This window comes from Thalassovita sp., from assembly GCF_963691685.1.
GTDB lineage: Bacteria > Pseudomonadota > Alphaproteobacteria > Rhodobacterales > Rhodobacteraceae > Thalassobius.
The window spans coordinates 2,594,407-2,619,789 of the sequence record NZ_OY829290.1 but is presented as its reverse complement, the minus strand read 5'-3'; the positions used below and the strand labels follow the sequence as shown (position 1 = coordinate 2,619,789).

24 protein-coding genes and 1 tRNA gene are annotated in these 25,383 nt (G+C 58.4%); 23 read left to right on the top strand and 2 right to left on the bottom strand.

The window, feature by feature from the left end; genetic code table 11:
- Nucleotides 1-13 precede the first annotated feature (13 nt).
- The 7 genes from ACORLH_RS12615 to ACORLH_RS12585 all read left to right on the top strand — a co-directional run bounded on the left by ACORLH_RS12615 (nt 14) and on the right by ACORLH_RS12585 (nt 8,765).
- Nucleotides 14-1,471 (top strand): deoxyribodipyrimidine photo-lyase, encoded by a 1,458-nt coding sequence (locus tag ACORLH_RS12615; RefSeq protein WP_321828755.1) that lies wholly within the window; start codon nt 14-16, stop codon nt 1,469-1,471.
- A 76-nt stretch (nt 1,472-1,547) separates the two neighbouring features.
- A complete protein-coding gene (locus tag ACORLH_RS12610; protein ID WP_321828754.1) occupies nt 1,548-2,774 on the top strand; it encodes a cyclopropane-fatty-acyl-phospholipid synthase family protein in 1,227 nt (408 codons plus the stop codon).
- 61 nt (nt 2,775-2,835) lie between these two features.
- Nucleotides 2,836-3,279, top strand: coding sequence for a TrgA family protein (locus ACORLH_RS12605; RefSeq protein ID WP_321828753.1), 444 nt, complete (start codon nt 2,836-2,838; stop codon nt 3,277-3,279).
- A gap of 28 nt (nt 3,280-3,307) precedes the next feature.
- On the top strand, nt 3,308-4,435 hold the full coding sequence (locus tag ACORLH_RS12600) for an NUDIX domain-containing protein (protein ID WP_321828752.1): 1,128 nt from the start codon (nt 3,308-3,310) through the stop codon (nt 4,433-4,435).
- A 54-nt stretch (nt 4,436-4,489) separates the two neighbouring features.
- Nucleotides 4,490-5,524 (top strand): cysteine synthase A, encoded by a 1,035-nt coding sequence (locus ACORLH_RS12595; protein ID WP_321828751.1) that lies wholly within the window; start codon nt 4,490-4,492, stop codon nt 5,522-5,524.
- Nucleotide 5,525: 1 nt separating this feature from the next.
- Complete coding sequence (locus ACORLH_RS12590; protein WP_321828750.1) at nt 5,526-7,946, top strand: DUF3772 domain-containing protein; 2,421 nt, start codon at nt 5,526-5,528, stop codon at nt 7,944-7,946.
- A 99-nt stretch (nt 7,947-8,045) separates the two neighbouring features.
- A complete protein-coding gene (locus ACORLH_RS12585; RefSeq protein WP_321828749.1) occupies nt 8,046-8,765 on the top strand; it encodes an alanyl-tRNA editing protein in 720 nt (239 codons plus the stop codon).
- Nucleotides 8,766-8,802: 37 nt separating this feature from the next.
- On the opposite strand, the gene ACORLH_RS12580 is transcribed toward ACORLH_RS12585, so the two are convergent.
- Nucleotides 8,803-9,885, bottom strand: coding sequence for an AI-2E family transporter (locus tag ACORLH_RS12580; protein ID WP_321828748.1), 1,083 nt, complete (start codon nt 9,883-9,885; stop codon nt 8,803-8,805).
- A gap of 346 nt (nt 9,886-10,231) precedes the next feature.
- Here ACORLH_RS12580 and ACORLH_RS12575 point away from each other — a divergent pair.
- The 6 genes from ACORLH_RS12575 to ACORLH_RS12550 all read left to right on the top strand — a co-directional run bounded on the left by ACORLH_RS12575 (nt 10,232) and on the right by ACORLH_RS12550 (nt 13,546).
- Nucleotides 10,232-10,321 (top strand) — tRNA-Ser (locus ACORLH_RS12575).
- Between the two features lie 142 nt (nt 10,322-10,463).
- Nucleotides 10,464-11,675 (top strand): tyrosine-type recombinase/integrase, encoded by a 1,212-nt coding sequence (locus ACORLH_RS12570; RefSeq protein WP_321828747.1) that lies wholly within the window; start codon nt 10,464-10,466, stop codon nt 11,673-11,675.
- Nucleotides 11,656-12,282 carry a hypothetical protein gene (locus tag ACORLH_RS12565; protein ID WP_321828746.1) on the top strand — a complete coding sequence of 209 codons (627 nt, stop codon included), beginning with the start codon at nt 11,656-11,658 and terminating at the stop codon, nt 12,280-12,282. The genes ACORLH_RS12570 and ACORLH_RS12565 overlap by 20 nt, the downstream gene beginning before the upstream one ends.
- Before the next feature lie 92 nt (nt 12,283-12,374).
- Nucleotides 12,375-12,587 carry a helix-turn-helix domain-containing protein gene (locus ACORLH_RS12560; protein WP_321828745.1) on the top strand — a complete coding sequence of 71 codons (213 nt, stop codon included), beginning with the start codon at nt 12,375-12,377 and terminating at the stop codon, nt 12,585-12,587.
- Nucleotides 12,588-12,651: 64 nt separating this feature from the next.
- The gene (locus tag ACORLH_RS12555) at nt 12,652-12,915 is read left to right on the top strand and encodes a hypothetical protein (protein WP_321828744.1); all 264 of its coding nucleotides are present in this window, start codon (nt 12,652-12,654) and stop codon (nt 12,913-12,915) included.
- Nucleotides 12,916-13,108: 193 nt separating this feature from the next.
- Entirely contained in the window at nt 13,109-13,546 is a 438-nt protein-coding gene (locus ACORLH_RS12550; protein WP_321828743.1) for a hypothetical protein, read from the top strand.
- Nucleotides 13,547-13,792: 246 nt separating this feature from the next.
- On the opposite strand, the gene ACORLH_RS12545 is transcribed toward ACORLH_RS12550, so the two are convergent.
- On the bottom strand, nt 13,793-14,446 hold the full coding sequence (locus ACORLH_RS12545) for a GntR family transcriptional regulator (RefSeq protein WP_321828742.1): 654 nt from the start codon (nt 14,444-14,446) through the stop codon (nt 13,793-13,795).
- Nucleotides 14,447-14,618: 172 nt separating this feature from the next.
- Between ACORLH_RS12545 and ACORLH_RS12540 the strand changes: the two genes are divergently transcribed.
- The 10 genes from ACORLH_RS12540 (at nt 14,619) to ACORLH_RS12495 (ending at nt 25,365) form a co-directional block, all read left to right on the top strand.
- Nucleotides 14,619-15,704, top strand: a complete 1,086-nt coding sequence (locus tag ACORLH_RS12540) for a Gfo/Idh/MocA family oxidoreductase (protein WP_321828741.1) — start codon at nt 14,619-14,621, stop codon at nt 15,702-15,704.
- Between the two features lie 96 nt (nt 15,705-15,800).
- On the top strand, nt 15,801-16,808 hold the full coding sequence (gene dctP, locus ACORLH_RS12535; protein WP_321828740.1) for a TRAP transporter substrate-binding protein DctP: 1,008 nt from the start codon (nt 15,801-15,803) through the stop codon (nt 16,806-16,808).
- Between the two features lie 51 nt (nt 16,809-16,859).
- Nucleotides 16,860-17,438, top strand: a complete 579-nt coding sequence (locus ACORLH_RS12530; protein WP_321828739.1) for a TRAP transporter small permease — start codon at nt 16,860-16,862, stop codon at nt 17,436-17,438.
- The gene (locus ACORLH_RS12525) at nt 17,435-18,730 is read left to right on the top strand and encodes a TRAP transporter large permease (RefSeq protein WP_321828738.1); all 1,296 of its coding nucleotides are present in this window, start codon (nt 17,435-17,437) and stop codon (nt 18,728-18,730) included. Before ACORLH_RS12530 ends, ACORLH_RS12525 begins: the two co-directional genes overlap by 4 nt.
- A gap of 4 nt (nt 18,731-18,734) precedes the next feature.
- Nucleotides 18,735-20,615 carry a bifunctional sugar phosphate isomerase/epimerase/4-hydroxyphenylpyruvate dioxygenase family protein gene (locus ACORLH_RS12520; RefSeq protein WP_321828737.1) on the top strand — a complete coding sequence of 627 codons (1,881 nt, stop codon included), beginning with the start codon at nt 18,735-18,737 and terminating at the stop codon, nt 20,613-20,615.
- A complete protein-coding gene (locus ACORLH_RS12515) occupies nt 20,615-21,481 on the top strand; it encodes a shikimate dehydrogenase (RefSeq protein WP_321828736.1) in 867 nt (288 codons plus the stop codon). Before ACORLH_RS12520 ends, ACORLH_RS12515 begins: the two co-directional genes overlap by 1 nt.
- Entirely contained in the window at nt 21,472-22,329 is an 858-nt protein-coding gene (locus ACORLH_RS12510) for a citryl-CoA lyase (protein WP_321828735.1), read from the top strand. Before ACORLH_RS12515 ends, ACORLH_RS12510 begins: the two co-directional genes overlap by 10 nt.
- Nucleotides 22,319-23,515 carry a Gfo/Idh/MocA family oxidoreductase gene (locus ACORLH_RS12505; protein ID WP_321828734.1) on the top strand — a complete coding sequence of 399 codons (1,197 nt, stop codon included), beginning with the start codon at nt 22,319-22,321 and terminating at the stop codon, nt 23,513-23,515. The genes ACORLH_RS12510 and ACORLH_RS12505 overlap by 11 nt, the downstream gene beginning before the upstream one ends.
- Entirely contained in the window at nt 23,505-24,179 is a 675-nt protein-coding gene (locus ACORLH_RS12500; RefSeq protein WP_321828733.1) for a hypothetical protein, read from the top strand. The genes ACORLH_RS12505 and ACORLH_RS12500 overlap by 11 nt, the downstream gene beginning before the upstream one ends.
- Complete coding sequence (locus ACORLH_RS12495; protein WP_321828732.1) at nt 24,172-25,365, top strand: Gfo/Idh/MocA family oxidoreductase; 1,194 nt, start codon at nt 24,172-24,174, stop codon at nt 25,363-25,365. Before ACORLH_RS12500 ends, ACORLH_RS12495 begins: the two co-directional genes overlap by 8 nt.
- The last annotated feature ends 18 nt before the right edge of the window (nt 25,366-25,383 follow it).

The following is a 25,383-nucleotide window of genomic DNA, read 5'->3' as shown; positions in this document are numbered from 1 at the left end:
AAAAGGCCGCGACATGCCCCACAGCTCTACGACCACCTCCCAACCCGATCTCAGCCGTCCGGTCCTTGTCTGGCTGCGGCGTGACTTGCGTTTGACGGATAATCCGGCGCTGGCTGCGGCGGCGCAGACCGGTCGCCCGGTGATCCCGATCTTTCTGCGGGATGACCTGTTTGACGCGCTGGGCGCGGCGCCGAAATGGCGATTTGGTCTGGGGCTGGAGCACTTCCAGAACAGTTTACAGCGCATCGGCAGCGGTCTGATCTTGCGATCTGGCCCCGCGCTGGAGACCCTACAGCAGCTCGTGCAGGAGACCGGGGCAGAGGCGCTATATTGGAACCGGTCGTTTGAGCCGGAGGGGATAGCGCGGGACACGACGATCAAATCGCATTTCGCCGCGCAAGGCCTTGACGTGAAAAGCTTTGCCGGAAACTTGCTGGCGGAGCCCTGGACCTTAACCACCAAGGCGGGCGGGCATTTTCGCGTCTATTCGCCGTTCTGGCGGGCCCTTGCGGCGCAGGAGGTTGCCCCGGCCATGCCCGCGCCGGACAGGTTGCCAGCGCCAGACAGTTGGCCGCGCTCAGAGGCTCTGGCTGATTGGCAGTTGGGCAAGGCGATGCAGCGCGGCGCATCTGTTGTGGCGCCGCATCTTCTGTTGGGCGAGGCTGCGGCGCAGGCGCAATTGGATCGCTTTCTGGCCGGGGCGCTGCAGGATTACGCGGAGGGGCGCGATTTTCCGGCGCGGCAGGTGACATCGGGCTTAAGTGAACCGCTGGCCTATGGTGAGATTTCGGCGCGCCAGATCTGGCATGTGACGCGGGTCACGGTTGCCGGACAGGCCACCATGACCCGTGCTGCAGAAAAGTTCCTTAAGGAACTGGCGTGGCGCGATTTTGCCTGGCACCTGAGTTACCATGATCCGCATATTCAGACCCGCGCCTGGCGCCATGAGTGGGAGGCCTTTCCCTGGGACACGGTGGCAGATCACCCGCATTTGCAGGCCTGGCAACAAGGGCGCACCGGGGTGGATCTGATCGATGCCGGCCTGCGCGAGCTTTACGTGACCGGCAAGATGCACAACCGGGTGCGGATGATTGCGGCCTCTTACCTGACCAAACACCTGCGGCTGCATTGGCGGCTGGGCCAGCAGTGGTTTGCAGACACTCTGGTCGATTGGGATCCGGCGTCAAACGCGATGGGCTGGCAATGGGTGGCGGGCTGCGGGCCTGATGCGGCACCCTATTTCCGCGTGTTCAACCCTGAGACCCAGCAGAAAAAGTTTGATGCACAGGCCCGCTATACCCGGCGCTGGCTGGCCGCGGACAGCGGGTTTGCCGAGGCCACGCCGCGTGCGTGGAAGGTCACAGAGACGCCGCGCCCCTTGACCCCCATCGTGGGGCTGGCCGAGGGGCGCGCGGCTGCCTTGGCTGCGATGGAGCGGTTCAAAACCCGCGATCTGGGGACCGTGGATTAAGGGCAATCTGCACGAAAACCTTGATCGAAAACGCATTTCTTGCAAGCCTGAGGCGAAAGCTTGGGGGAGTTGCAAGATGATCCTGACATCAACAGAAGGGCAAACAGACCTGCCGCGCTACTTTGCGCAGGTGTTTCAAATGGCCAATCGGATGCAGTCGGGGCGGCTGGATTTCGTGATGCCGGATGGCCGGGTGTTTCGCGCCGAGGGGGGCAGACCGGGGTTTGTGGCGGAGCTGCGGGTGCATAACACCGATACCTTCGCGCGCCTTGTCCGGGAGGGCGATCTTGGCTTTTGTGACGCCTATTTGGAGGGCTGGTGGGACACGCCCGATCTGCAGGCTTTTCTGGATCTTCTGCATGACCGCAATGATGAGCTCTATGACGGGTTTCCCGGCATGTTTCTGGTGCGGGTCTATGAACGCATGCGTCATTGGATGAACTCCAACACCCGTGAGCAGGCTAAGAAAAACATCAGCTATCACTATGACTTAGGCAATGACTTTTACGCCATTTGGCTGGATCCGTCGATGACCTATTCCTCCGCCATTTTCACCTCAGGACAGGAAAGCCTGGAGGCCGCGCAGGAGGCAAAATATGCCTCCATGGTGGATCAGATGGCGGTGAAGCCCGGCGATCATGTGCTGGAAATCGGCTGCGGCTGGGGGGGCTTTGCCGAATATGCGGCCCGGGAACGTGGGCTGCGGGTCACCGGGCTGACCATTTCACAGGAACAGCTTAACTATGCGCGGGAGCGCATTGAAAACGCGGGGCTTTCTGATCTGGTGGAGTTTCGACTTCAGGACTACCGGGATGAGCAGGGGCAATATGATGGGATCGCCAGTATTGAGATGTTTGAAGCCGTGGGCGAGAAATACTGGCCCATCTATTTTCAAACCCTGAAGCGCTGCCTGAAACCCGGTGCGCAGGCGACGCTGCAGATCATAACACTGCAGGAAAAACGCTTTGAGACCTATCGAAAAGGTGTTGATTTTATTCAGAAATACATTTTCCCAGGTGGCATGCTGCCGTCCAAAACCGCGTTGCGGGAACAGGTGCGCCAGCAGGGGCTGGCCGAAAAAAGCGTGCTGGAATTTGGCGACAGCTACAGCCAAACGCTGCGACGCTGGCATGAGGTGTTTAATGACCGCTGGTCCGATGTGGCCGCTTTGGGGTTTGACGACCGGTTCCGTCGCATGTGGAATTTCTACCTGACCTCCTGCGCGGGATCGTTTCGGGGCGGCAATTGTGATGTGGTACAATTGACAGTCGCCCGCGAGGATGATCCGCGACAGCTGGTCTGACTGCTGATCTAACTGCGGGACGTGAAGGCCAAAAGAACAGAAAACAAAGAAAGGCGAGCAGATGACATTAACAGCGGCACGCGTGATAGGCGCGCTGATGATGGCGGGGTTGGGGTGGTTCGTATCCGACCTTGTCCGCCCCCTGATGCCGGAAAGCACCATTTTGGGCTGGTTCAACCATGTGAACCTGGGGCTTGGGTTTCTGATCGGTTGGGCCATGCTGGGCCCCAAGGCCGGGGGTGGGTTGATGATTTCGCTGGCCAACGGTCTGACGGCGGCCTTTGGGCTGGCGACGGTGGGGCTGTTCACCCAGGCGATCAATGAGATGCTGCGCCTGTCGACCCGCAAGATGTACCCAAACCCGCTGCGCGCGTTGGAGGATATCTTTCGCATTCTGGCGGATTACGGGTCTGTGCTGCTGCACCCCACGGTGATCGGGCCGCTGATTATTGGGTCTGTGGTGATTGCCATTATCGTGGAAATCGCCAATAGCTTGTGGCGTTAGAAACTGATCTGCGCTGAAAGTTCCCTCAATGTCTGCATTGTTCTTCTATGGCACGTTGCGCCATTTGCCCCTGCTGGAAACCGTGGTGGGCCACCCGCTGGATGGCATCACCCTGTCTGAGGCCGGGTTGCCGGGGTATGAGATTCGCGGGGCCAAGGGGCAGGCCTTTCCGCTGATCCTGCCCAAGGAGGGCAGCAGCGCCATTGGATTGCTGGCCGAAGGGCTAAGCGATGAAGATGTGGCGCGGCTGGATTATTATGAGCGGGTCTTTGGCTATGACCTGATCTGGGTGGATCTGGAACAGGACGGCCAGATGCGTCGGGTGCAGATGTTCTGGCCGCCTGAAAGCAGCTATGAGGCAGGCCCCGCATTCATCCTGTCCGATTGGGCGGCGATCTGGGGGTCGACCAACTGCGCCGCCGCCAAAGAGGTTCTGCTGCATCGCGGTCAGAAAACCCCCGAAGAGGTTGGCGCGATCTACCGGATGATCCACACCCGCGCTGCCGCCCAGGTTCTGGCGCAGCAGGAAACACCTGTACTGGGCCCGTCAGGGCGCGGATTAGCGGATCTGGAGGTGCTGTCAGAAAGCTACCCCTACGCCAATTTCTTTGCCCTGAAGGAAATGCAGCTGCGCTACCGCCGTTTTGATGGCTCGATGAGTCCGGTGGTGGACCGGGCGGCCTTCATGGGCAGCGATGCGGCGCTGGTTTTGCCCTATGATCCGGTGCGCGACCGGGTGCTGCTGATCGAACAGTTCCGCATGGGGCCGCTGGCGCGGGGGGATCATGGGCCCTGGCAGCTGGAACCAATCGCAGGCCGGGTTGATCCCGGCGAAACGCCTGAGGCCTGCGCGCGGCGCGAAGCGGTGGAAGAGGCGGAGCTGGATCTGAAAGCCCTTAAAGAGATCCACCTGGGCTACCCGTCGCCGGGCTGTGACAGTGAGTTTTTCCACATCTATCTGGGGTTGGCGGATCTGCCCGATGAGGTCACGCAGATTGGCGGATTGGCCTCAGAGCAGGAAGATATCAAAACCCATTTGATGCCCCTCGATAGGGCGTTGGAAATGTTGGATACTGGCCAAATCCGGGTGACACCGCTGGCGCTTGCGCTGCATTGGCTCGCACGGAATCGTGAAACCCTGCGCAGAGGTGCTTGAGCATCCGTGCTGAGAGGCCTAAGTCTGGGATTAGACCTGATAAGGATAAAGAACATGCGCATTGCACGCGACTTGGCTGATGCCATTGGCAAGACCCCGTTGATCCGCCTGAAAGCGGCCAGTGAAGAGACCGGCTGTGAGATCCTGGGCAAGGCTGAGTTTTTGAACCCCGGTCAGTCGGTCAAAGACCGCGCGGCGCTTTACATCATCAAAGACGCCATCGCCAAAGGCCAGCTGAAGCCGGGCGGCACCATCGTTGAGGGCACCGCCGGCAACACCGGTATTGGTCTGGCACTGGTCGGCGCCTCGATGGGATTCAAAACCGTGATCGTGATCCCCGAAACCCAGAGCCAGGAAAAGAAGGACATGATCCGTCTGGCTGGCGCGCAGTTGGTTGAGGTGCCTGCCGCCCCCTACAAGAATCCCAACAACTATGTGCGTTACTCGGAACGTCTGGCCAAAGCCTTGGCTGAGACGGAAGAAAACGGCGTGATCTGGGCCAACCAGTTTGACAATGTCGCCAACCGCCAGTCGCACGTTGAAACCACCGGGCCGGAGATCTGGGAACAGACCGGCGGCAAAGTGGATGGCTTCATCTGCGCTGTTGGATCGGGTGGCACGCTGGCAGGTGTTGGCATGGCGCTGCAGCCCAAAGGTGTGAAAATCGGTCTGGCCGATCCGATGGGTGCTGCGCTTTACAGCTACTATGCCCATGGTGAATTTGCCTCCACCGGCACCTCGATCACCGAAGGCATCGGGCAGGGCCGGATCACCGCGAACCTCGAAGGGTTCACACCGGATATGAACTACCAGATCCCCGATGAAGAGGCGCTGCCGATGGTCTTTGACCTCTTGCAAGACGAAGGCCTGTGCCTGGGCGGCTCCTCTGCGGTGAACATTGCAGGTGCGGTGCGGATGGCCAAGGACATGGGGCCGGGCCACACGATCGTGACGATCCTGTGTGACTATGGCACCCGCTATCAGTCAAAACTGTTCAACTCTGAATTCCTGGCGGAAAAGGGTCTGCCGCAGCCGGAATGGCTGACCAAGGAACTGCCCGCGCCGCCAGCCGTGTTTGAGACACCGTAACATGATGCAGGGCGGGTCTATCCCAAGTCGGCTGTCACGGGCGCTGCAATCGCTGGCGCTGGCTTTCTTGATGGTGCTGACCTTGGGTCTGGGCCTGCCAGTATCAACCTTGGCGCAGGAAGGCGCTGATCCGGCAACCGCTGCGACCAGTGCAGATGACGGGTTGGTCGCCGAAGCGCTAGAAGAGGTGGCAACGCCGCAGCCGTCAGCCGAAACGCTGGAATGGGAACGCACCGCCAAACGGGCCGAGGACGCGCTGGAGGCCGGACTGGCCTCAGACGCCGCGCTGGAATCCCTGCGGGCCGACCTGGTTAAATGGCGCGAAACCTTTCAGGATGCGCAAGAGGCCAACGCCCAGCGGATCGCCAATCTGCGCAATCAGATCGCGGTGCTGGGCACCCCCCCGGAAAACGCCACCGAAAGCGTTGAGATCACCCTGCGCCGCAGCGATCTGAATACCCAGCTGTCGCAACTGCTGGCCCCGGTTCTGGCCGCCGAGGAGGCGCGCAGCCGCGCCTCCGGCCTGATTGCCGAGATCGACAGCACGCTGCGCACCCGTCAGACGGATGCGCTGCTGGCGATTGGCCCCAGCCCGGTGAACCCGGTCTATTGGGCTGCCGCCTGGAATGAGGTGCAGGCCGGCCTGAACGCCATGCGGGCCGAATTCCGGTCAAATTACACCAATGAACTGCGCCAGTTTGAGTTCCGCCAGAACCTCCTGGTGATCATCCCGCTGTTCCTGCTTGGGCTGGTCCTGATGCTGCGGGGCAGGGCCTGGGCCACCGGGCTGGTGCGGCATTTGCGGGCCCATGCTGGCCGCGCGGCAGAACCGCTTGCCTTTGTGGCCTCGCTGTCAAAAAGCATCGTGCCGTGGATCGGTCTGCTGTTGCTGGTGCAATCGCTGCTGGCCACCGGGTTTTTCGGCCTCAAAGGCGAAACCTTACTGCAGCAGATCCCGCTCTGGGGTGTGGCGCTTTATGCGGCGCATTGGCTCTGTGACCGCCTGTTCCCGGTGCCGCCGGCCGGATCGCTGTTTGACGTGCCACCGGAACGGCGCGGTCAGATGCGGCGCCTTGGGGTGACGCTGGCCATCTTTGTGGTGCTGTCACGCGCCACCGAAAGCTTTGAGGCTGTCAATACGCTGAGTGCCGCAACTGGTGCCATTCTGGCCTTCCCAATTCTGGTGCTGACCAGTCTGGCGCTGACCCGGCTGGCCCGGCAGGTGCGGGTTCTGGTGCAGCCCCGGATGGAAGACAGCGAAGAGGGCGTGGCCTTCCGTTTGCGCGCGATCTCCATGCTGGCGCGCGGGGCGATCCTTGTCGCACTGGTGGGGCCTGTCCTTGCCGGTATCGGCTATCGCAATGCGGCTGAGGCTTTGGTCTACCCCACCGCGGTGACCGCTGGTTTGCTGGGGCTGCTCTTTGCCATGCAGTATTTCACCGAACAGACCTACGCGCTGTTCAGCCGCCGGGATGGCGACAGCAGCGATGCGCTGCTGCCGGCCCTGATCGGCGTGGCGATGGTGCTGGCCTCGGTGCCGGTGCTGGCGCTGATCTGGGGCATGCGGGCCACTGACCTGACCGAATTGTGGAGCCGCTTCCTCGAAGGCGTGTCGGTGGGCGATACCCGGATATCGCCAAGTGATTTCATTGCCTTTGCGGTGTTCTTTGGCGCCGGTTATTTGGTCACCCGGTTGGTGCAGGGCGCTTTGAAAACCTCGGTGCTGCCCAAAACCCGGATCGATCAGGGCGGCCAGACCGCCATCGTTTCGGGCGTCGGCTATGTCGGCATCACCCTGGCGGCGCTGGTGGCTTTTGCCGGCACCGGGCTGGATCTGTCATCGATCGCGATTGTGGCCGGTGCCCTGTCCGTAGGCATTGGCTTTGGCCTGCAGACCATCGTGTCGAACTTCGTCTCCGGCATCATCCTGCTGATCGAACGCCCGATCTCCGAAGGTGACTGGATCGAGGTGGGCGGCCAAATGGGCTATGTGCGCGACATTTCGGTGCGCGCCACCCGGATCGAAACCTTTGACCGCACCGATGTGATCATCCCCAACGCGGACCTCGTCAGCGGCACGGTGACCAATTACACCCGTGGCAATACCGTGGGTCGGGTCATCGTTTCGGTGGGCGTGGCCTATGGCACGGACACTCATAGGGTAGAGGGGATCCTGCGTGAGATTGCCGAAGATCACCCGATGGTGCTGGCCAATCCGGCCCCGGCGGTGCTGTTCCAAGGCTTTGGCGCAGACTCGCTTGATTTTGAGATCCGCGCGATCCTACGCGATGTGAACTGGGCACTGAGCGTGCGCAGTGAAATGAACCACGCAATTGCCGCGCGCTTTGCCGAGGAAGGGATTGAGATCCCGTTCGCGCAGCGCGACGTCTGGCTGCGCAACCCCGAGGTACTGCAGCCGTAGGCCACTGGCGCGCCCGCCACCGCCGAAGCCGAGGCCGGGCAAGCCGACACTTCAGAAGACACATCCAAAGACACAACACCCAAAGACAAAGAGGTCTGAATGACACATCCGCTGTTTCGTGACGATGCCTACCTGCGGGAGGCCGAGGCCAAGGTGGTGGCGCTGACGCCCGAAGGTGGGATCGTGCTGGATCAGAGTGTCTTTTACCCCACCGGCGGTGGTCAGCCCGGCGACAGCGGCCAGCTGTCGTGGGAAGGGTCAGAGATGGTGATCGCCACCACCGTCAAGGGTGAGGATGGCGCGATTGTGCTGGTTCCCGCAGAACCCGGCGCGCTGCCCCCTGTGGGCACTGAGGTGCGCCAGAGCCTCGACTGGAACCGCCGCCACCGTCATATGCGGGTGCACACGGCGCTGCATCTCTTGTCTGTGGTGATCCCGCTGCCGGTCAGCGGCGGCAGCATCGGCGCCGATAAGGGACGGCTGGATTTCGATATGCCCGAGGCGCCCGAAGATAAGGAAGCCCTGGCCGAGGCCCTCAACGCGTTGATCGACCGTGATCTTGAGGTGAGCGAAGACTGGATCAGCGATGAGGAGCTGCAGGCCAATCCGGGGCTGGTGAAAACCATGTCGGTGATGCCGCCGATGGGGCAGGGGCGTGTGCGCCTTGTGCGCATCGGCTCGGGCGACGATCAGGTTGATCTGCAGCCCTGCGGCGGCACCCATGTGGCGCGCACCAGTGAAATCGGCCGCATCCGTCTGGGCAAGGTCGAAAAGAAGGGGAAACAGAACCGCCGGGTCTACCTGCACCTCGACAACTGAATCTGAGGTTCTGCGCTAAGCAAACAAACAGCGTCGCTTAGGCGGCGCTGTCTTGGTTTTCGGGAATGTTAGAGTTGTTTTCATCCTGTTCCGGCAACCCCTCGCGCGACAACAGGATCGCAATGGGGCGCAACTCCGGCACCTGCGAACAGATGATCATCATCGCCACCATGATGGGCACCGACAGGAACATGCCCGGCACACCCCAAACCGCGCCCCAGAAGGCGAGGTTGATGATGATCCCAAAGGAGGACAGCCGCAGCGCCCGCCCCATCAGCATCGGATCGATTACCGATCCGTTGACAAACTGGATGATCCCCACGGTGACAAAAATCGCCGCCGTTGGCCCCGGCTCACCAATCTGAACGAAGGTCACCAGTGCCACCAGCACAGTCGCCACGATGGAGCCGATGTTGGGGATATAGTTCAGCACAAAGGTCAAAATGCCCAGGGCCGCCGCCAGCTCCAGCTGGAACACCCCGGCAACCACCCAGACCATCACGCCGGTGACCGCGCTGACGCCGGATTTCACCAGCAGGTAATAGTTCACTCGGTGAATGATGGTGGCCATGATCCGGCCAACCCGCTTGGCCTGTTCCTCATCGCCGATGAAGTTGACCAGCTTGGTGGAAAACCAGATCCGCTCGGCGAACAGGAAACCCACAAAGAGGATCACCAGAACGGTTGCCGACATCAGGTTGCCTGCTTGGCCCGCAGCCGTGCTGAGGTAACTGCCCACATTGATCGAGCTGACCGTGTCAAAGACCGACTTCTCAACATCCTCACCGATCCAGGCAAACATCGCCGCAACCGCGCCCGGCAGGCTCTCTGCGTAGCTGAGCGTGGTGGTCAGAACGGTGTTGAGCTGGCTCAAAATGATGGAGGTCAGCGTCAGCATCCCGGCAGAGATCAGCAAAAGCGCCGTGATCGTGGCCAGAAAATTCGGAATGCGAAACGGCCCGATCCGTTGGCGCGCGATGAAGTTGATGGCGTCACTGGTCAGGGAGAACAGCACAATGGCCGTGGCCAGCGAAATCAGCAGAAACCGCGCCTGTACCAGCAGAAACAGCACCACCGCAAAGGCGATGATAACCAACGCCCCTGTCTGAACCCGCTGCATCTGTGATTTCTTCGGGTCCGCCCCCGTCAGACGACGGGCAACAGGGGGACGATGCGGACTTTGGTTCATCACGTGTGCTTTCAGCTCATGAGGCGTGTCGCGTGACTATGTTCCAAGCGCGTCAAGGATACAACAACCCCGCGCCATTTCCCGCCTCACATTTGCGCGCTATCGTGCCGATTGCCCGAACCGGCGGCAGCCTGTGACCGGAACAGACGCCGCCGCGGTATCATTGGGTCGCGCACCTTGAGGGGGCGGGGCGGATCAAAAAAATTCGGTGCCGTGGCAGAAGTTTGCATTTTGGGCTTGCGACCGATGATGAGCTCTAATAAATGATGGCCCAGTTAGAGAGGTGGCCGAGTGGTCGAAGGCGCGCGCCTGGAAAGTGCGTAGGCGGGAGACCGTCTCGAGGGTTCGAATCCCTTCCTCTCTGCCATATTTCCTTTTTGTTTGATCTGAGTAGGCCGCTTTATGCGGTCTTTGTCTTTTGTTTCTATGGTCTTGATGCGATTTGTGGATTCCCTTGAGCTATCTTCGCTTCTGCACAATCCTGTTCATAGAGTGGTGTAAAATGTCGTATGGACTTGGCGCTCCGTGGCACGTTGACAAAGAAACGCGTGGAGACCCTCGGCGCTGGGCGGCCTGGCGATGGCAATGGGCAGTACCTGGTTGTTGACCCATCCGGTGCGCGGCGCTGGATTGTTCGGGTGGTTGTTAAGGGGCAGAAGAACCGACGTGGCGGGCCGCTGCGGACTGACTTTGGTCTGGGCAGCGCAGAGTTGGTGACCCTGCCACAAGCACGGGAACGGGCGCTGGAATATCGCCGCATGGCGAAGCAGGGTCTCAATCCTCGCTACAACGCCACGCGGGAGATCCCGAGTTTCGAGGAAGTGGCCCAACAGGTGCATATTGAACGCCTGCCCACCTGGAAGAATGCCAAACACGGCGCGCAATGGATCAACACGCTGCGTGACTACGCCTTCCCCAAAATCGGCCGCATGCCGGTGGACAGTATCGGTCAGCCTGAGGTGCTGATGTGCCTTTCCCCAATCTGGACAGAGAAACATGAAACCGCTCGGCGGCTGGCGCAGCGGATCAAGATTGTCTTGGATGTTGCCAGATCTAAAGGGTTCCGGTCTGGGGAGAACCCGGTCACCGCCATCAAAGAGGGGCAGGTCTTGCCCAAAGTGAAGGCCAAGCCCAAACACCATGAGGCGATGCGCTGGCAGGATGTTCCTGCCTTTTACGCCGCGCTGAAGCGCAAGAAGGCCATGTCTGCCAATGCGCTGATGTTCACATGCCTTACCGGATCGCGCACCGGCGAGGTTCTGGGCTTGCGCTGGGCGGAGTTGGATTTTGACCAGCGCCTTTGGATCTGCCCAGCGGAGCGGATGAAGACCGGTGAAGAGCACCGTGTGCCGCTGACGGATGAGATGTTTGCGATCCTGGAACCGCTCAAGGCGCTGCAGTCAGACTATGTTTTTGAAGGACAGAAACGCCATCAGCCGCTCTCCAACATGTCGATGCTCATGCTGCTCCGGCGGATGCAGGTTGAGGGGGTAACGGTGCATGGCTTCCGCTCCACCTTTCGGGATTGGGCGGCCGAGGTTGCGAATGTGCCGCGTGAGGTTGCGGAGAAGAGCCTGGCGCACAGCGTCGGCTCCGAAGTGGAGCGCGCTTATGCGAGATCCGACCTCTTGGAAAAGCGGCGGGACTTGATGCGCCTGTGGTCGCGATACGTCACATCAGGGATCAGCGGAGAGCAATCTAATGCAAGTACGACTGAATGAACCTCAATGCGCCGCTCTGGGACTGTTTCGCATGGCGCTCAGTGAGGCGACGGCAGCAGATCGTCTGAGCGCAATCGAGGTGATGCGACACGAGGTAGTCAGTATGGGGTTGGACAGCTTTCCGATCACTGAGGCGTCGAGTCCTCAGTTTGTACGGTGGGCCGCAACCACCGCACCGCCTCGTTATGAGGCGGCCCATGCGTTCCATGAGATTGCCCAGAGGTATGAGAGCAAGAATGAGCGCCACCTCAATATCGCTGAGTTCATTGGCAAGAAGGTCTGGGACAGCATTCAAGCCCGGAGGTTCCAGGGGCTGCAGGTCGCTGGCGGCTTGCTGGAGCAGACCTCGGACTACGCCCGCGACATGGGGGTCCGTGGCGCAAAAGACCTCGACGTTCTGCGTAAAATTTGGAAACGGTACCGTGGTGTTGTGCATTTGGGCATGGCCATGGACTACGTTGAGGAACACCCAGAGATGCGCGCGCATGTGCTGCACCTGGCTGAGCGCATTCGATTGGGGCTCAGCACCAACTGCCCTAAGGGCACAAATGCTTCATATGTAGATCCGCAAGCGCAGATTTCTTTCTTATATGTTTCAGACCGTTAGGGTCCCCGATTTGTAAATCGGGGACTGCCGGGGCTGGGTGCTGGGCGTCAATTCATTCGCTGTCATTCAACACAGCGAAAGGAAACCCAGACGTGCCGAACCTATTTGAAGACGATCGCTGCTACGTCTTGGGGGATACTGAACTCGAGATTTTGGGGGATCGCGATAAACTGGCGCAATGGCGCCACAAGGGCGTTGGTCCCGCCTATTACAAGATCGGCGGCAAGGTGATTTATCGTGGCTCCGACTTGAATGCTTGGTTGGCCGCCAATCGCGTTGAGCCGTCTCGGGACAGCACGCGATGATGGTCAAGTTGTCAGCCACTTCCGCAACCCAACACGTTTCGTGTGACGTGATTGGCGGTGCTCCATGAGCCGGTCGTATAAAGGCCTGCGATTGAAGAAGAACCGGGTCTATGCGACCGAGGACCTCCAGCGCGCTTTTTCCGTGACAGCGAACACCATTTCGAATTGGGTCCAGGCTGGCTTGCAGCCCTCGGATCGCAAGCGTCCCTATGTGTTCGGTGGCGAGGTGGTGACAGCGTTCCATAAAGCGCGCCAGGAACGGATGCGCACGCGGTTGAAGCCAGGGGAGTTCAAATGCACGGGCTGCAACTCGACGGTGTTTTCCTGACGCGTGTAGCCTAGAAATCACCGGAACGTCTAACGGTGCCAATATGGCATTTGGGCAGTGTGCGGAGTGCCGCTGCCACATCAGAAAGTTCGTTTCTGAGGCTGATTTGGCGGTGTTTGAGACGTTGCGCAATCCAAACACCACCGTGGACTCATCACACGAAGAAATTGGCCGAGGTCCCGGTGGTATTGGGATGAGCGCGGAAACGGATGCACCGCGCGTGTGGCCGGCAAATGACCGGCTTGTCTATGACTGGCAGGTTCACGCAGGTCGGCTGGCGGAGCAGACTGTAGATCAGCACCTCGCAGCAATCCGGTTTATGGAGGACGTTCTGCACGGGAAAGCCTTCGATCGGCTCACAATCCGGGATGTCGATCAAGTGCGCTCTGCCTTGAAGGAGGCGATGGCGACAACCGGGGACGGCCAGAAGTCACGCTCCACAGCGTCACATCAGGCCTCTCAGAACATGAGTTTCCTACAATGGCTGATCAAACAGGATGGCTACAAACGTCTGCCTGCCGACCTGCCGAGTTACATCCAACTGCCGAAATCGGCCTATGCCAAAGCAATGCCGAAGGCGGAAAAGGCCTACGCGTCCTTGGAAGAAGCGGAGGCGCTTCAGAAGTCGTGACACCACGAGCATCATTTCGCAGACAGGGGCTATGTGGGGCGCAATGGCTAGAGCAACGCCGAGGAAAATTGATCTCACCGTTGGAGGTCCAGCCAAGGAGTGTGCAACTAACTGGCCCAAAACATCGGCGTTGCAATTCTCCTGATAGCTCGAAGTAAGATGAACCTAAGGTGTCACCAATCTTTACAGTATGCCTCTCAGGCCATCGTTGGGGCAGCCTGCAACGTCTTTGTTCCGGTTCGACGGTTACATCGCTTCCAGTGTATGGGAGAGGCCATTTCGGATGTGGGCTTCCAAGATGTCACGCGCTTTTTGGGTGTCCCGCGCCAGCGCGGCGTCGAACATTGCGCGGTGCTCCGCTACGGCGACATCGCCGCGGTAGGTCAGGACAAGCATCTGATAACGCAGATACTTGTCGAAAATGGTGGAATGTAGCGCAAGAAGGTTTTTGGAATTGCAGGCTGCGATCAAGGCTTGATGAAATTCCCAATCATAGCGCTTCCAAAGTTCCACGTCGGAGTTGTCTCCTGCGAGGAGCTTTTGTTCCATGAGGTGAAGTTTGTGATGCGCGGCGACAAGGTTTCCTTCCCAATCCGTATCACCGTTCTCAATGGATTGCTCCAGGGCGTGGCATTCAAGCAAAACACGAAGTTCGGTGATTTCAATCAGGTCTTCGCGCGAAACCGGTGTGACACGAAATCCGCGTTGCTCAGGGGCTTCGACAAAACCATCGCTGGTCAGCCGGTTCAGTGTTTCCCGCAAGGTCGAATTGCTTGTTGAGTAACGCTCTTTCAGCGCCTCAAGCTTGAGCTTTGAGCCAGGCTCCAGGACACCAAAAATGATGTCGTGTTTGATGCGCTGGTAGGTGCTGGATCCGATGGTCGCCGTTTGCTTTGTCATCACTTGTCCGATGATTTTGGAATTAACCAGCATTTATCACGGGAGCGACAGTGCGGCAACCTGCACAAAAATGAGATGAATTTAAAAATGTCAGATATTATTGCGAATCGCATATTGCCCGACTAAACTAGCTTCAGAACGATGCGCGGACGGGGCGCTGGGAGGGGCAGCATTGAAAAAGAACTTAAAAATTGCGATTGCGGGCGTTGGACTGGTCGGTAAACGCCATGCTGCGGCGCTGGCGCAACTGCAAGATGCTGCCCTCTCCGCAATTGTGGATCCAAGTGAAGATGGCCGCGCCTTCGCCGCATCTGCCGGGGTGCCTTGTTACGAAACCCTCGAAGCGCTGTTTGACAAAAATGCTCCGGACGGGCTTGTGCTGGCCACGCCTACGCCACTGCATGTTGGTCAGGGCCTCATTGCAATTGATTGCGGTTGTCCGGTGCTTGTGGAAAAGCCTTTGGGAACAACCGCTGCCGAAGCGCTCGCGCTTGTGGCTGCATCCGAGACCTCTGGCGTGTCGTTGTTGGTTGGCCATCACAGGCGGCACAATCCACTAATCCAGAAGGCGCATCAGGTTATATCTGCCGGAGATCTGGGCGAACTGCGCGCCGTTCAGGCGACCTGTTGGTTCTATAAACCCGATGCCTATTTCGATCAGGCCCCCTGGCGCAAAGAGAAGGGGGCAGGGCCGATCTCTGTCAATCTGGTGCATGATATTGATCTGCTGCGTTACCTGTGCGGTGAAGTGAAAACCGTGCAGGCGCTGACAGCGCCTTCACGCAGAGGCTACGCGAACGAAGATGTTGCTGGCGCGGTGTTGGGATTTGCAAATGGTGCAGTGGGTACGCTCACGGTCTCAGATAGCATCGCCGCACCGTGGAGCTGGGAATTGACCTCTCGTGAATACCCGATTTATCCGCCGACGCCGGAAAGCTGCTATTTGATTGGCGGTTCGACGGGGTCACTTTCGGTGCCGGATCTGCGGCTGTGGTCGCATTCAGGTGGCGCGCCGGATTGGTGGACGCCAATTGCGGCCAGTTCGCTGACACGGGCGGCCTCTGATCCATTGGTCAACCAGATGGCTCATTTTGCCTCTGTTGTCCGCGGGGAAACTGCTCCTCTGGTGTCGGGACGTGAGGGGCTACGTACACTTCAGGTGATTGAAGCGATCCAAAAAGCTGGGGAAACCGGTTTGGTTCAGCACATCAATGACCTGCAGGTGACTGAAAAGTATAAAGAAAATGAGGGAGTCTAAATAATATCTGATATTTTGTAAAAAATATTGCAAAAATCAGAGAGTCAGGCAAATCTATCAACGAGCTTTCACAAATCGCTCAAAGGGAGGACTACAATGTTTAAGAAATTCTCGCGCCGTGCCGCGATCACTGCACTTGTTGCTGCAGGGGTTGTTGCGGGCAGCACCGGGGCCAGCTTCGCGGACAAACTGCAACTCAGACTCGCAACCTCGGGGTCTGAAACGGATCAGCGCTCGGTCGCGATGGCAGAAGTCTTCGCACCTATGGTCGCTGACTTCGCCAGCTACGAGCCAAGCTACAACGGCACCATCTTTGCCCAAGGCACTGAACTGGACGCGATTTCGCGTGGCAACCTTGAGATGTCGATCACCTCGGCTCAGGAGCTGGCGCAGTTCTTCCCTGAATTTTCGATCTTCACGGCAGGATACGTCCATCAGGATGCCGCCCACCAGGTTGCGGTGTTCAATGATCCTCTGATGGATGCCTTCAAAGCCAAGGCCGAAGATGAGCTGGGTGTAAAACTGCTATCGGTTATGTATCTGGGCCGTCGTCAGGTGAACCTGCGCCAAAGCCCCGATGACCTGAAGGTCATGACGCCGGCAGATCTGGCAGGGGTTAACCTGCGGATGCCGGGGACCGACGCATGGCAGTTCCTGGGAAAAGCACTGGGCGCCGCCCCGACCCCCATGGCGTTCTCCGAGGTTTACACCGCTCTGTCGACCGGTGCGGTTGATGGTCAGGACAACCCTCTGCCAACCGTCGTAGACGCTAAGTTCTACGAGGTGACGAACCAGATCGTGCTGACGTCGCACCTGGTGGACCTCAACTATATCGCCATCGGCAAAGGTGTTTGGGACGGCATGAGTGCTGATCAACAGGCTATGGTGCAAAAGGCAGCGGATGCCGCGGCAGAAAGCGGCCGGCAGAAGCAGCTGGAGAAGGAATCCAACCTCGTTGCCTTCCTCAAAGATCAGGGGATGACGATCTATGAGCCCGATCTGGCCGCGTTCCGCAATCAGGTGCAGTCGATGTATCTCGATAGCGAGTTTGCTGCGACCTGGCCGGAAGGTGTTCTGGACAAGATCAACGCCCTTGGGAACTAATCAGGGAAGCTAATCCGTCTTTGCGGACCTAGATAAATGGGGAGAACGACGATGCAAACAATACTCAAGTGGTTCTCCCGCATTACCGAAGCGATTGCCGGCGGGTTACTGGCGGCAATCTTCCTGACCTTTCTATTGCAGATTGTTCTCAGGTACTTTTTCACCCCCGCTGGCTGGACGCTTGAGTTGATCGGTATCCTCTGGGTCTGGGTGATCTTCTTCAGCTGTGCCTTTGTCGTACGCGAACAGGATCACGTGAAATTCGACATCATTTACCTGTCTTCGCCACACCGGGCCCGGCAAATCATGTCCCTGGTCGGGGCGGCCGCGATCATCATCGGGATGATCTACACCTATCTGCCAACCTGGGATTACATCGACTGGATGAAGATCCGCAAAACGTCCACGGTGCGTAATCCATTCACAGGGAACAAAATTCCCCTGCGCGACGTCTTCTCGATCTATGCGGTGTTCATGTTGGCCGTCATCCTGCGTTACGCGCTGATGTTCGTGACCGTTCTGCGAGAAGGTCCACCAAAGACTGAGCTTGAGCTGGTCGTCGACGACCTGAATGAAGCCGAAGATCAAAAACAAGCAAAGCTTGACGCGCCGGACGGAGCCGACAAATGAGCCTGGAACTGATGACGTGCCTGCTGACCCTGTTCGTCCTGGCAGGGATCGGAACGCCGATTGGATACTCAATTTTGTTGGCGTCGATCGCCTACCTTGGTGTTGCTGGTCTGGATGTGGCGTTGGCGGGTGAAAAAATCCTGCAGGGCTTTTATCGCAGCACCATCCTACTTGCTGTTCCGCTGTTCATTGTGGCGGCCAACATCATGAATGCCGGTTCAATCACGGATCGTTTGCTGAACTTCTGTGTGGCCGCTGTTGGACGGTTCAAAGGGGGCTTGGGTCACGTAAATGTTGTGGCATCGCTGATCTTTTCGGGCATGTCCGGTTCGGCGGTGGCGGATGCAGCGGGCATTGGCAAAATTATCATCGAAATGATGACCAAGGACGGTCGCTACGGGCGTGGCTATGCAGCGGCGATCACGGCGGCGTCGGCAACGATCGGCCCGATCATCCCGCCGTCCATTCCGATGGTGCTTTACGCGTTGGTGTCCAAAGCCTCCATTGGTTCGCTGTTCCTTGCAGGGATCCTGCCTGGTCTGATCATGGGGATCGTCTTGATGGCGATGAACTATTATCTGGCGGGCAAGCGGGGTTTTGCACTCGAAGATCCAATCCCGCTAAGTGAATTGCCTCGCAAAACCGCCAACGCATTTCCGGCCCTATTGATGCCTGCAATCCTGCTTTATGGCATCTATGGCGGGGTCACGACCCCAACCGAAGCTGCTGCGGTTGCTGCCTTCTACGCACTCTTGCTGGCGGCGTTGTTCTATCGCGCTTTGTCATTGCGAGGCCTTTACCGCGTCTTCGTGGACTCGGCGCGGTCCTCTGCTGCCGTTGGCGTTGTGATCGGTGGTGCGTTCATCCTGAACTTCATCGTTATTCAGGAACAAATCCCGCAGAGCATCTCAGCCCTGCTGGAGGGGGCGGATGTCAGCCCGCTGCTGTTTTTGATTGCTGTAAACGTTCTGATCCTGTTGTTGGGGTGCGTTCTGGACGCGACCACGATCATTCTGGTGATTGTACCGTTGTTCATTCCAACCTGTCAGGCGCTTGGGATCGATCTGGTGCATTTCGGCGTTCTTGTCGTCGTGAACTCGATGATTGGATTGATCACCCCGCCTTATGGGATCTTGCTTTTTGTTATCAATGCGGTGACGGGCATTCCTCTGCGCGAAATCATCTCAGAGATTTGGGCCTTCCTGGCGGTTCTTATCGCAGCACTGTTATTGCTGATCACCTCTCCGGACCTTGTTCTCTGGCTGCCCCGGCTGTTGGGCTACCAAGGCTAAGACAATGACACTCGCGATTTCTACAACATCTATCCCCGGGTCGCTGGCGGATAAGGTGGCCGCTATTGCCAAGGCTGGCTTCACAGGCCTCGAACTGCATGAGCCTGATTTCACTGGATTTCATGGTTCGGCGCATGATCTGCGCACGATGGTTGAGGACTGTGGCCTCAAGACGAACCTGCTCAAGCCATTCAATGATCTGGAAGGCTGGGAAGGGGTGGCCCGGCGGCGCAGCTTTGACAGGCTTGAACGCAAGTTTGACCTGATGCAATCGCTTGGCACAGATTTGCTGCTGGTTGGGGCATCGTCAGCTGAGACCGATGATGACGCCCAACTGCAAGCCGATTTGGCAGAAGCTGCTGAACGCGCCGCGGCGCGAGGGGTGCGTCTTGCCTATCTGGGATTGCCATGGGCGGGGCATGTGCGGTCAGATGCACAGGCCCTGTCATTGGTCGAAACCGTGGATCTCGCCAACCTTGGGCTGGCGCTAAACAGTTTCCTCTCGCTTGCGGATGGCACCAAACCGGCCGCTCTTCGGAGCGTTCCTGCCGATAAGATCTTTCACGTTCAATTGTCGGACGCACCTAAGGTGAGCGCAGAAATGCGCAGCATGAAACGGCACTTTGGTTTGTTGCCGGGGCAGGGCAGGTTGAACCTGGCAGGCTTTGTCAAAGTGCTTGCGCGGGGGGGATACAAAGGCCCCTGGTCGATTGCGCGGGTGAATGAGCACAGCCCGCTACCGGGCGGGCGAACAATGGCCGTCGACGGCTATCGCGCCCTGGTAAACCTGTTGGATGCTGTATCGCGGGAGGATCCCGCGCTACGTTTCGACATTCCGCAGCTCCCCCCGCCTGTATACAGTTCTGGTTTTGAATTTATCGAATTTGCGGTGGATTCAACGTCTGGCAGCGCGCTGACCAACCTGTTGTCATCCATGAGTTTTCGCATGGAACGGCGGCATCGAACCAAGTCCGTTGAGTTGTGGCGGCAAGGGGCCGTCAATATTGTTGTAAACTCGGATCAAGATGGTTTCGCCCGCAAAGCTTTTGAAGAACACGGCCCGTCTGTTTGTGACATGGGGCTTCGGGTTCGGGATGCGGCACAGACGGTTGAACGGGCAACTGCATTGGGAACGACGGCCTTTTCCCAGCCTGTCGGCACCGGTGAGCTAGACATTCCAGCCATTCGTGGGGTGGGGGGGAATGTCGTCCACTTCATCGATGAAAAATCAGACCTGCATCGGGTGTGGGATATCGAGTTTGAGCCGGTGGCCAAAACGGAAGCGCGCCAACCCGCAGGTCTACGCCGTGTGGACCATGTGGCCCAAACCATGCGCCACGAAGAAATGCAGAGCTGGCTGCTCTATTATTTGTCGACGTTTGAGATGGCCAAGTCACCCGTTGTCGACGTGGCCGATCCTTCAGGGATCGTCCATTCGCAAGTCATTGAAAGCCCGGAAGGCGAGGTGCGGCTGAACCTCAACGGTGCCGAAGGGCGACGTACGTTTGCGGCGGGGTTCTTGGCAGACCGATTTGGTGCTGGTGTTCAACACATCGCATTTTTGACCGACGACATTTTTGAAACCGCAGCGCAGTTGGAACGGAACGCGTTCCCACGACTGTCGTTTTCTCCCAATTACTACGACGATCTTCAGTCTCAATTTGATCTGTCGGATGAGTTTGTCGAAGCGTTGCGCGCGGCAAATATCCTCTATGACCAGCACAATGGAACCGAATATTTCCAGATTTATAGCCAACCCATCTTCGGGGGATTCTTCTTTGAGATCGTTGAACGTCGCAACGGCTATGCCGGCTACGGCGCACGCAATGCCTCCGCGAGACTGGCCGCCCAAATTCACAACCAACGCAAAATGGAGAATGGGTGATGAGAGCGGGGTTAATCGGGCAGGGTATACAAGCGTCGCTGACACCTGACATGCATGTGGCCGAAGGTCGGGCGTTGGGGTTGAGGTATGAGTACCGCCGGATCGACGCCAATTGTGTACCCCACCGAAATTCATCTTTGACAGATCTGGTTTCTGAGGCAGAGCAGAGCGGGTTTGTTGGTTTGAACGTGACCCATCCGTTCAAGCAACAGATCGTGACGCTGCTTGATGAGAAGAGCGAGGTCGTGACCTTGCTTGGCAGTGCAAACACGATTGTGTTTCAGGACGGCAAGCGCATTGGGCATAACACCGACTATATCGGATATCGCTCGGCCCTGCGACGGGCCTTGCCGCGGGCGCCGATTGATACGGTTCTGTTGGTCGGGGCGGGAGGTGCAGGGCGCGCAGTGGCTCTGGCCTTGCTGGATCAAGGCACACGGAACCTCATCCTCTATGATCGCAATCCTGCGCAAGCGCACTCGCTGTGCGATGTGTTGCGGCTCGCGCGGCCTCAAGCGCTCGTTCGTGTTGAGAAGGATCTGACTGCCGTGGATTGGTCGGCAATCGATGGTGCGGTGAATGCGACGCCTGTCGGCATGAAAGAGTATCCCGGTTTGCCCTTCGAGCCACAGCGGCTCAGACTAGGTAGCTGGGTGTCCGATATCGTCTATTTCCCAAGAGAAACAGAACTGATCAAGGCCGCACGCCAAGCTGGGCTGAGGGTCATGGATGGCACAGGCATGGCTGTGTACCAAGCGGTGACTGCCTTTCAATTGTTCACCCAACGCAGCCCGGATCCCGACCGCATGGTGCAGCGGTTTGACCAGCTGTCACAAGAAAACTCAAAGGATGCGCAATGTCTATGAAGGCACAGGAAAATGGCACGGACGCAGATGCCGTCCGGCATTGGTGGCGTACTGAAATCATCGACATGGAACCCGGTCGCATTGCCTTTCGCGGTCACCCGGTGGAACAGCTGATCGGCAACGTCAGTTTTGCCCAGATGATCTGGCTGATGCTACGCGGTGATCTGCCGACAGCAAGCGAAGCATCGCTGCTGGAAACCGCCTTGGTCGCTGGGGTGGATCACGGGCCCCAAGCGCCGTCGATTGCTGCCGCGCGGATGGCTGCAACCTGTGGTCTTGGTCTGAACAATGTGATGGCGACAGCAGTCAACATGTTGGGGGATGTGCACGGCGGCGCAGGGGAACAATGTGCCGAACTTTATGACCTGATCGCGGAGCGTTTGAAAAGCGGTGAGGATCTGGAAAGTGCAACGCGCGCAGGCCTTGATGATTGGCGCGCTGAGCATGGAAAAATCGTTTCGGGTTTTGGTCACAGATTTCACAAACCCGTCGATCCCCGCGCGCCGCGCTTGATGGCCCTTGTCCGACAGGCGGCGAAGGCCGGTACAGTTTCGGGGCATTTCGCTGACATTGGGGAGGCCGTTCAGATAGAATTGGCCAGACAACGCGGCGGGCGACCGATCGCAATGAACATCGACGGCGCGACAGCCGTGATTTTCTGTGAGCTTGGGTTCCCGGCGCCGCTGTCGCGCGGGTTGTTTTGCCTCTCCCGCTCGGTTGGTGTTCTGGCCCATGCGTGGGAACAAATGAACCAGGGCGGACGAAACAAGGGGCCAATGCCGCCGCAGTACTTGCCCCTCTACCAGGGAAAACGAAACAAAGACGAAGCCAGAGAAAATGCAGAATGACGCTTCGAAATCCTTCCGGGTCGGCTTGATTGGATGTGGCCGCATCAGTGACATCTACCTCACAACACTCGCCAAATTCGCTCATATTGAGGTGGTGGCCTGTGCTAGCCTCGATCTGACCGAAAGCCGCGCGAAGGCGGCGCAACACGGGATCGGGCGGGCCTGCTCTGTTGCTGAAATAATCGATGATCCATCCATTGATTGTGTTTTGAACCTGACAATTCCAGCCGCCCATGCCGAGGTGACACGGCAGGCCTTGATGGCGGGCAAACATGTCTATTCTGAAAAGCCCTTTGTGACAGATATTGCTGAGGGGCAGGCGCTGATTGCTCTGGCCAAGCAGAAAAACCTGAAACTTGGAAATGCGCCGGATACGTTTCTGGGCGGTCGTTGGCAAACTGTGCGCCGCTTGATTGATGAAGGAACGATTGGGCGTCCAACCGGTGTCTTTGCGCATGTCGGAACACATGGCACCGAAAGGCATCATCCCAACCCAGATTTCTACTACCAGCGTGGCGGCGGGCCGCTGTTGGATCTGGGGCCTTACTATCTGACCGCGATGGTCTTTTGCCTGGGCCCGATTGCTCGTGTTGCAGGACTGGGTAACAGGGCATTTGGCACGCGGGCCATCGAAAACGGACCTAGGACCGGCAGCGAAATCCAAGTCGAGGTCGACACCCACAGTGTCAGCCTGCTGGAATTTGACAGTGGCGCCATTGGGTCGATGACCATGAGCTTTGACATCTGGGACAGCGAAACCCCCCGGTTAGAGATCTATGGCGAAGATGGGGTGATCTCGATCCCAGACCCGGACCCTGTGCATGGGGCCAACGACTTTCATGGCCCTGTCTGGTTTCGCACGCGTGAAACATCGCGATGGAGCCATCAGCCAAGGCCACAGGGCCGCGACGATTGGCACGTTGCGGAAAATATCCATGGATTCAACGAAAACAGCCGCGGACTGGGACTTCTGGATTTGGCGCAAGCCGTGGAGGAGAACCGCGCACCGCGTGCCAGCGGGGATTTGGCCTTTCATGTGTTTGAAGTGATGGACGCGATAGAGTGCGCGCCTGCACTTGGATCATATCAGGACATCCGCAGCCGTTGTGAGGTGCCCGCACCACTGCCCGTTGATTTCTTGCAAGCACACGTGCGCGCGACCCAGGAGGTGGCAAATGCCGATTAATAACATTGATATTGCGGAGCCCTTCTTTGGCCTGCGGCACGTTTCAGATGAACCCCGGTTGGAGGTTGAAGATCGGACGATTGTTGTGAACCTGGGGGAGCACGACATTGGTGTTGAGCAACAGAAACTGGCGCCGCTTCAATCCGCGATTTTTGCCAACGTTACGTTGACCGATGTGACCCGTGCGATCCTGATAGAACGGTTTGAAGGGCATGGGGCCGACGCAGCCTTATGTGCCGCTGTCCGCGATCAATGGCCGACCGCATTTGAGGTGCGTGGCGAGGAGCGCCTGCGCGGTGTGGAACACTACATGTCCCCAAAGGCTTACGTCGGTAATCTGGGGCTAAGCCTTTATCATTCCGCCTCTGTTCCGCTGAATGTCGGATTGCATCGCGAACACCCGTTCTGTCCGGTGCCGGGGTTCCGCGAAGTTCACACGCAGGTTGTGGGGTTTGGCAAAATGCAGCAGTGCAAACGCCGCGATCCAGCAACGCTATACCTGGAGGAACCAATGGCCCCCGGTATGACACATCGACCGATGTATGACGCAGAGGGCAATTACCCCTGGCATCAATATGAAACCACAACGCCCAGTATCTTCATGGCCATCGAGCTGTTGCCAGAAGGCGCTGATGTGCCAGCAATCGGAGGCCGCGATGACTGAACGACTTCTTCCTGAGAGTTTTGATTTTGACGGCCCCTTTCCAAAGCTGTCACGCCGATTGAGGCTGGGCGTTGTGGGCGGGGGACGTATCTCGGCGACACAAACAACGGCCGCCCGCCTGTCCGACCTATGGGAGGTCACTGCCGGCGCCTTGTCTTCGGATGCCGCACGGTCCAAGGCGCGCGGGGCAGAGTGGTATTTGCCGCAAGAGCGTTGTTACACATCCTTCGAAGATATGGCGCGTGCCGAAGCTGCCCGTCCCGACGGGGTGGATGCTGTTATGATTACCACGCCCAATCACCTGCATTTTGCTGCCGCCAAAGCGTTTCTGGAGGCGGGGATCGATGTCCTGTGTGACAAACCGCTGACGAATGAGGTGGGCGAAGCCGAGGACCTCGTGTCTATGGCGGCGCAGACCGGTCAGGTTTTTGGCGTAGGCTATGTGATGTCGTGTTTCCCCATGATCCGACAAGCCCGCGAAATTGTTGCGGCGGGACAGATTGGCAAGATCAACCAAATTCACGTTGAATTTCTGCAAGACTGGATGACCCCACAAGACGTGGAAGATGCCCCGCATGTGAAATGGCGGTTAGATCCTAAGGTCTCTGGCCCGACCAGTTGTGTCGGCGATATTGGCACACATGCCGCGCATTTGGCGTCCTTTGTGTCCGGGCTGGACATGACCCATCTCAGAGCGGAGTTTCACGTATGTGGGGCGCCCAAACCGCTGGAGGACACCGCCTTCATGTTCACGCGCTACGCGGGTGAGGTTCCCGGCACCCTCATGGCGACCCGATTGGCGCCAGGTAATCGCGGGGGGCTGCGTCTGCGGATCTATGGTTCCGAAGGTGGTGTAGAATGGGATCTGGAACAGGCCGAACAGTTGAAACTTAACATCTATGGTCAACCAGATCAGCTACTTAGCCGTGGGCACGGACATGGCCTGAGTGCAAGAACAGAACGCCTGGTGCGTGCTGGGCGCGGTTTCCCGGAAGGGATCATCGAGGCCTGGGCCAATCTATATACAGAGCTGGCGATGGCCGTCGCCGCCCGCAGGGATGGCGTGGCGATACCAGAAGGGTGGCTGGCGTTTCCAAAAGTGTCAGAAGGCGCCAACGGGGTGCGATTCATCGCGGCTTCGGTGCGTTCGAATACGGCGCAAGGCAGCTGGACGTCGATCCCCTAGTTTTCTTGGCAGTCGCAA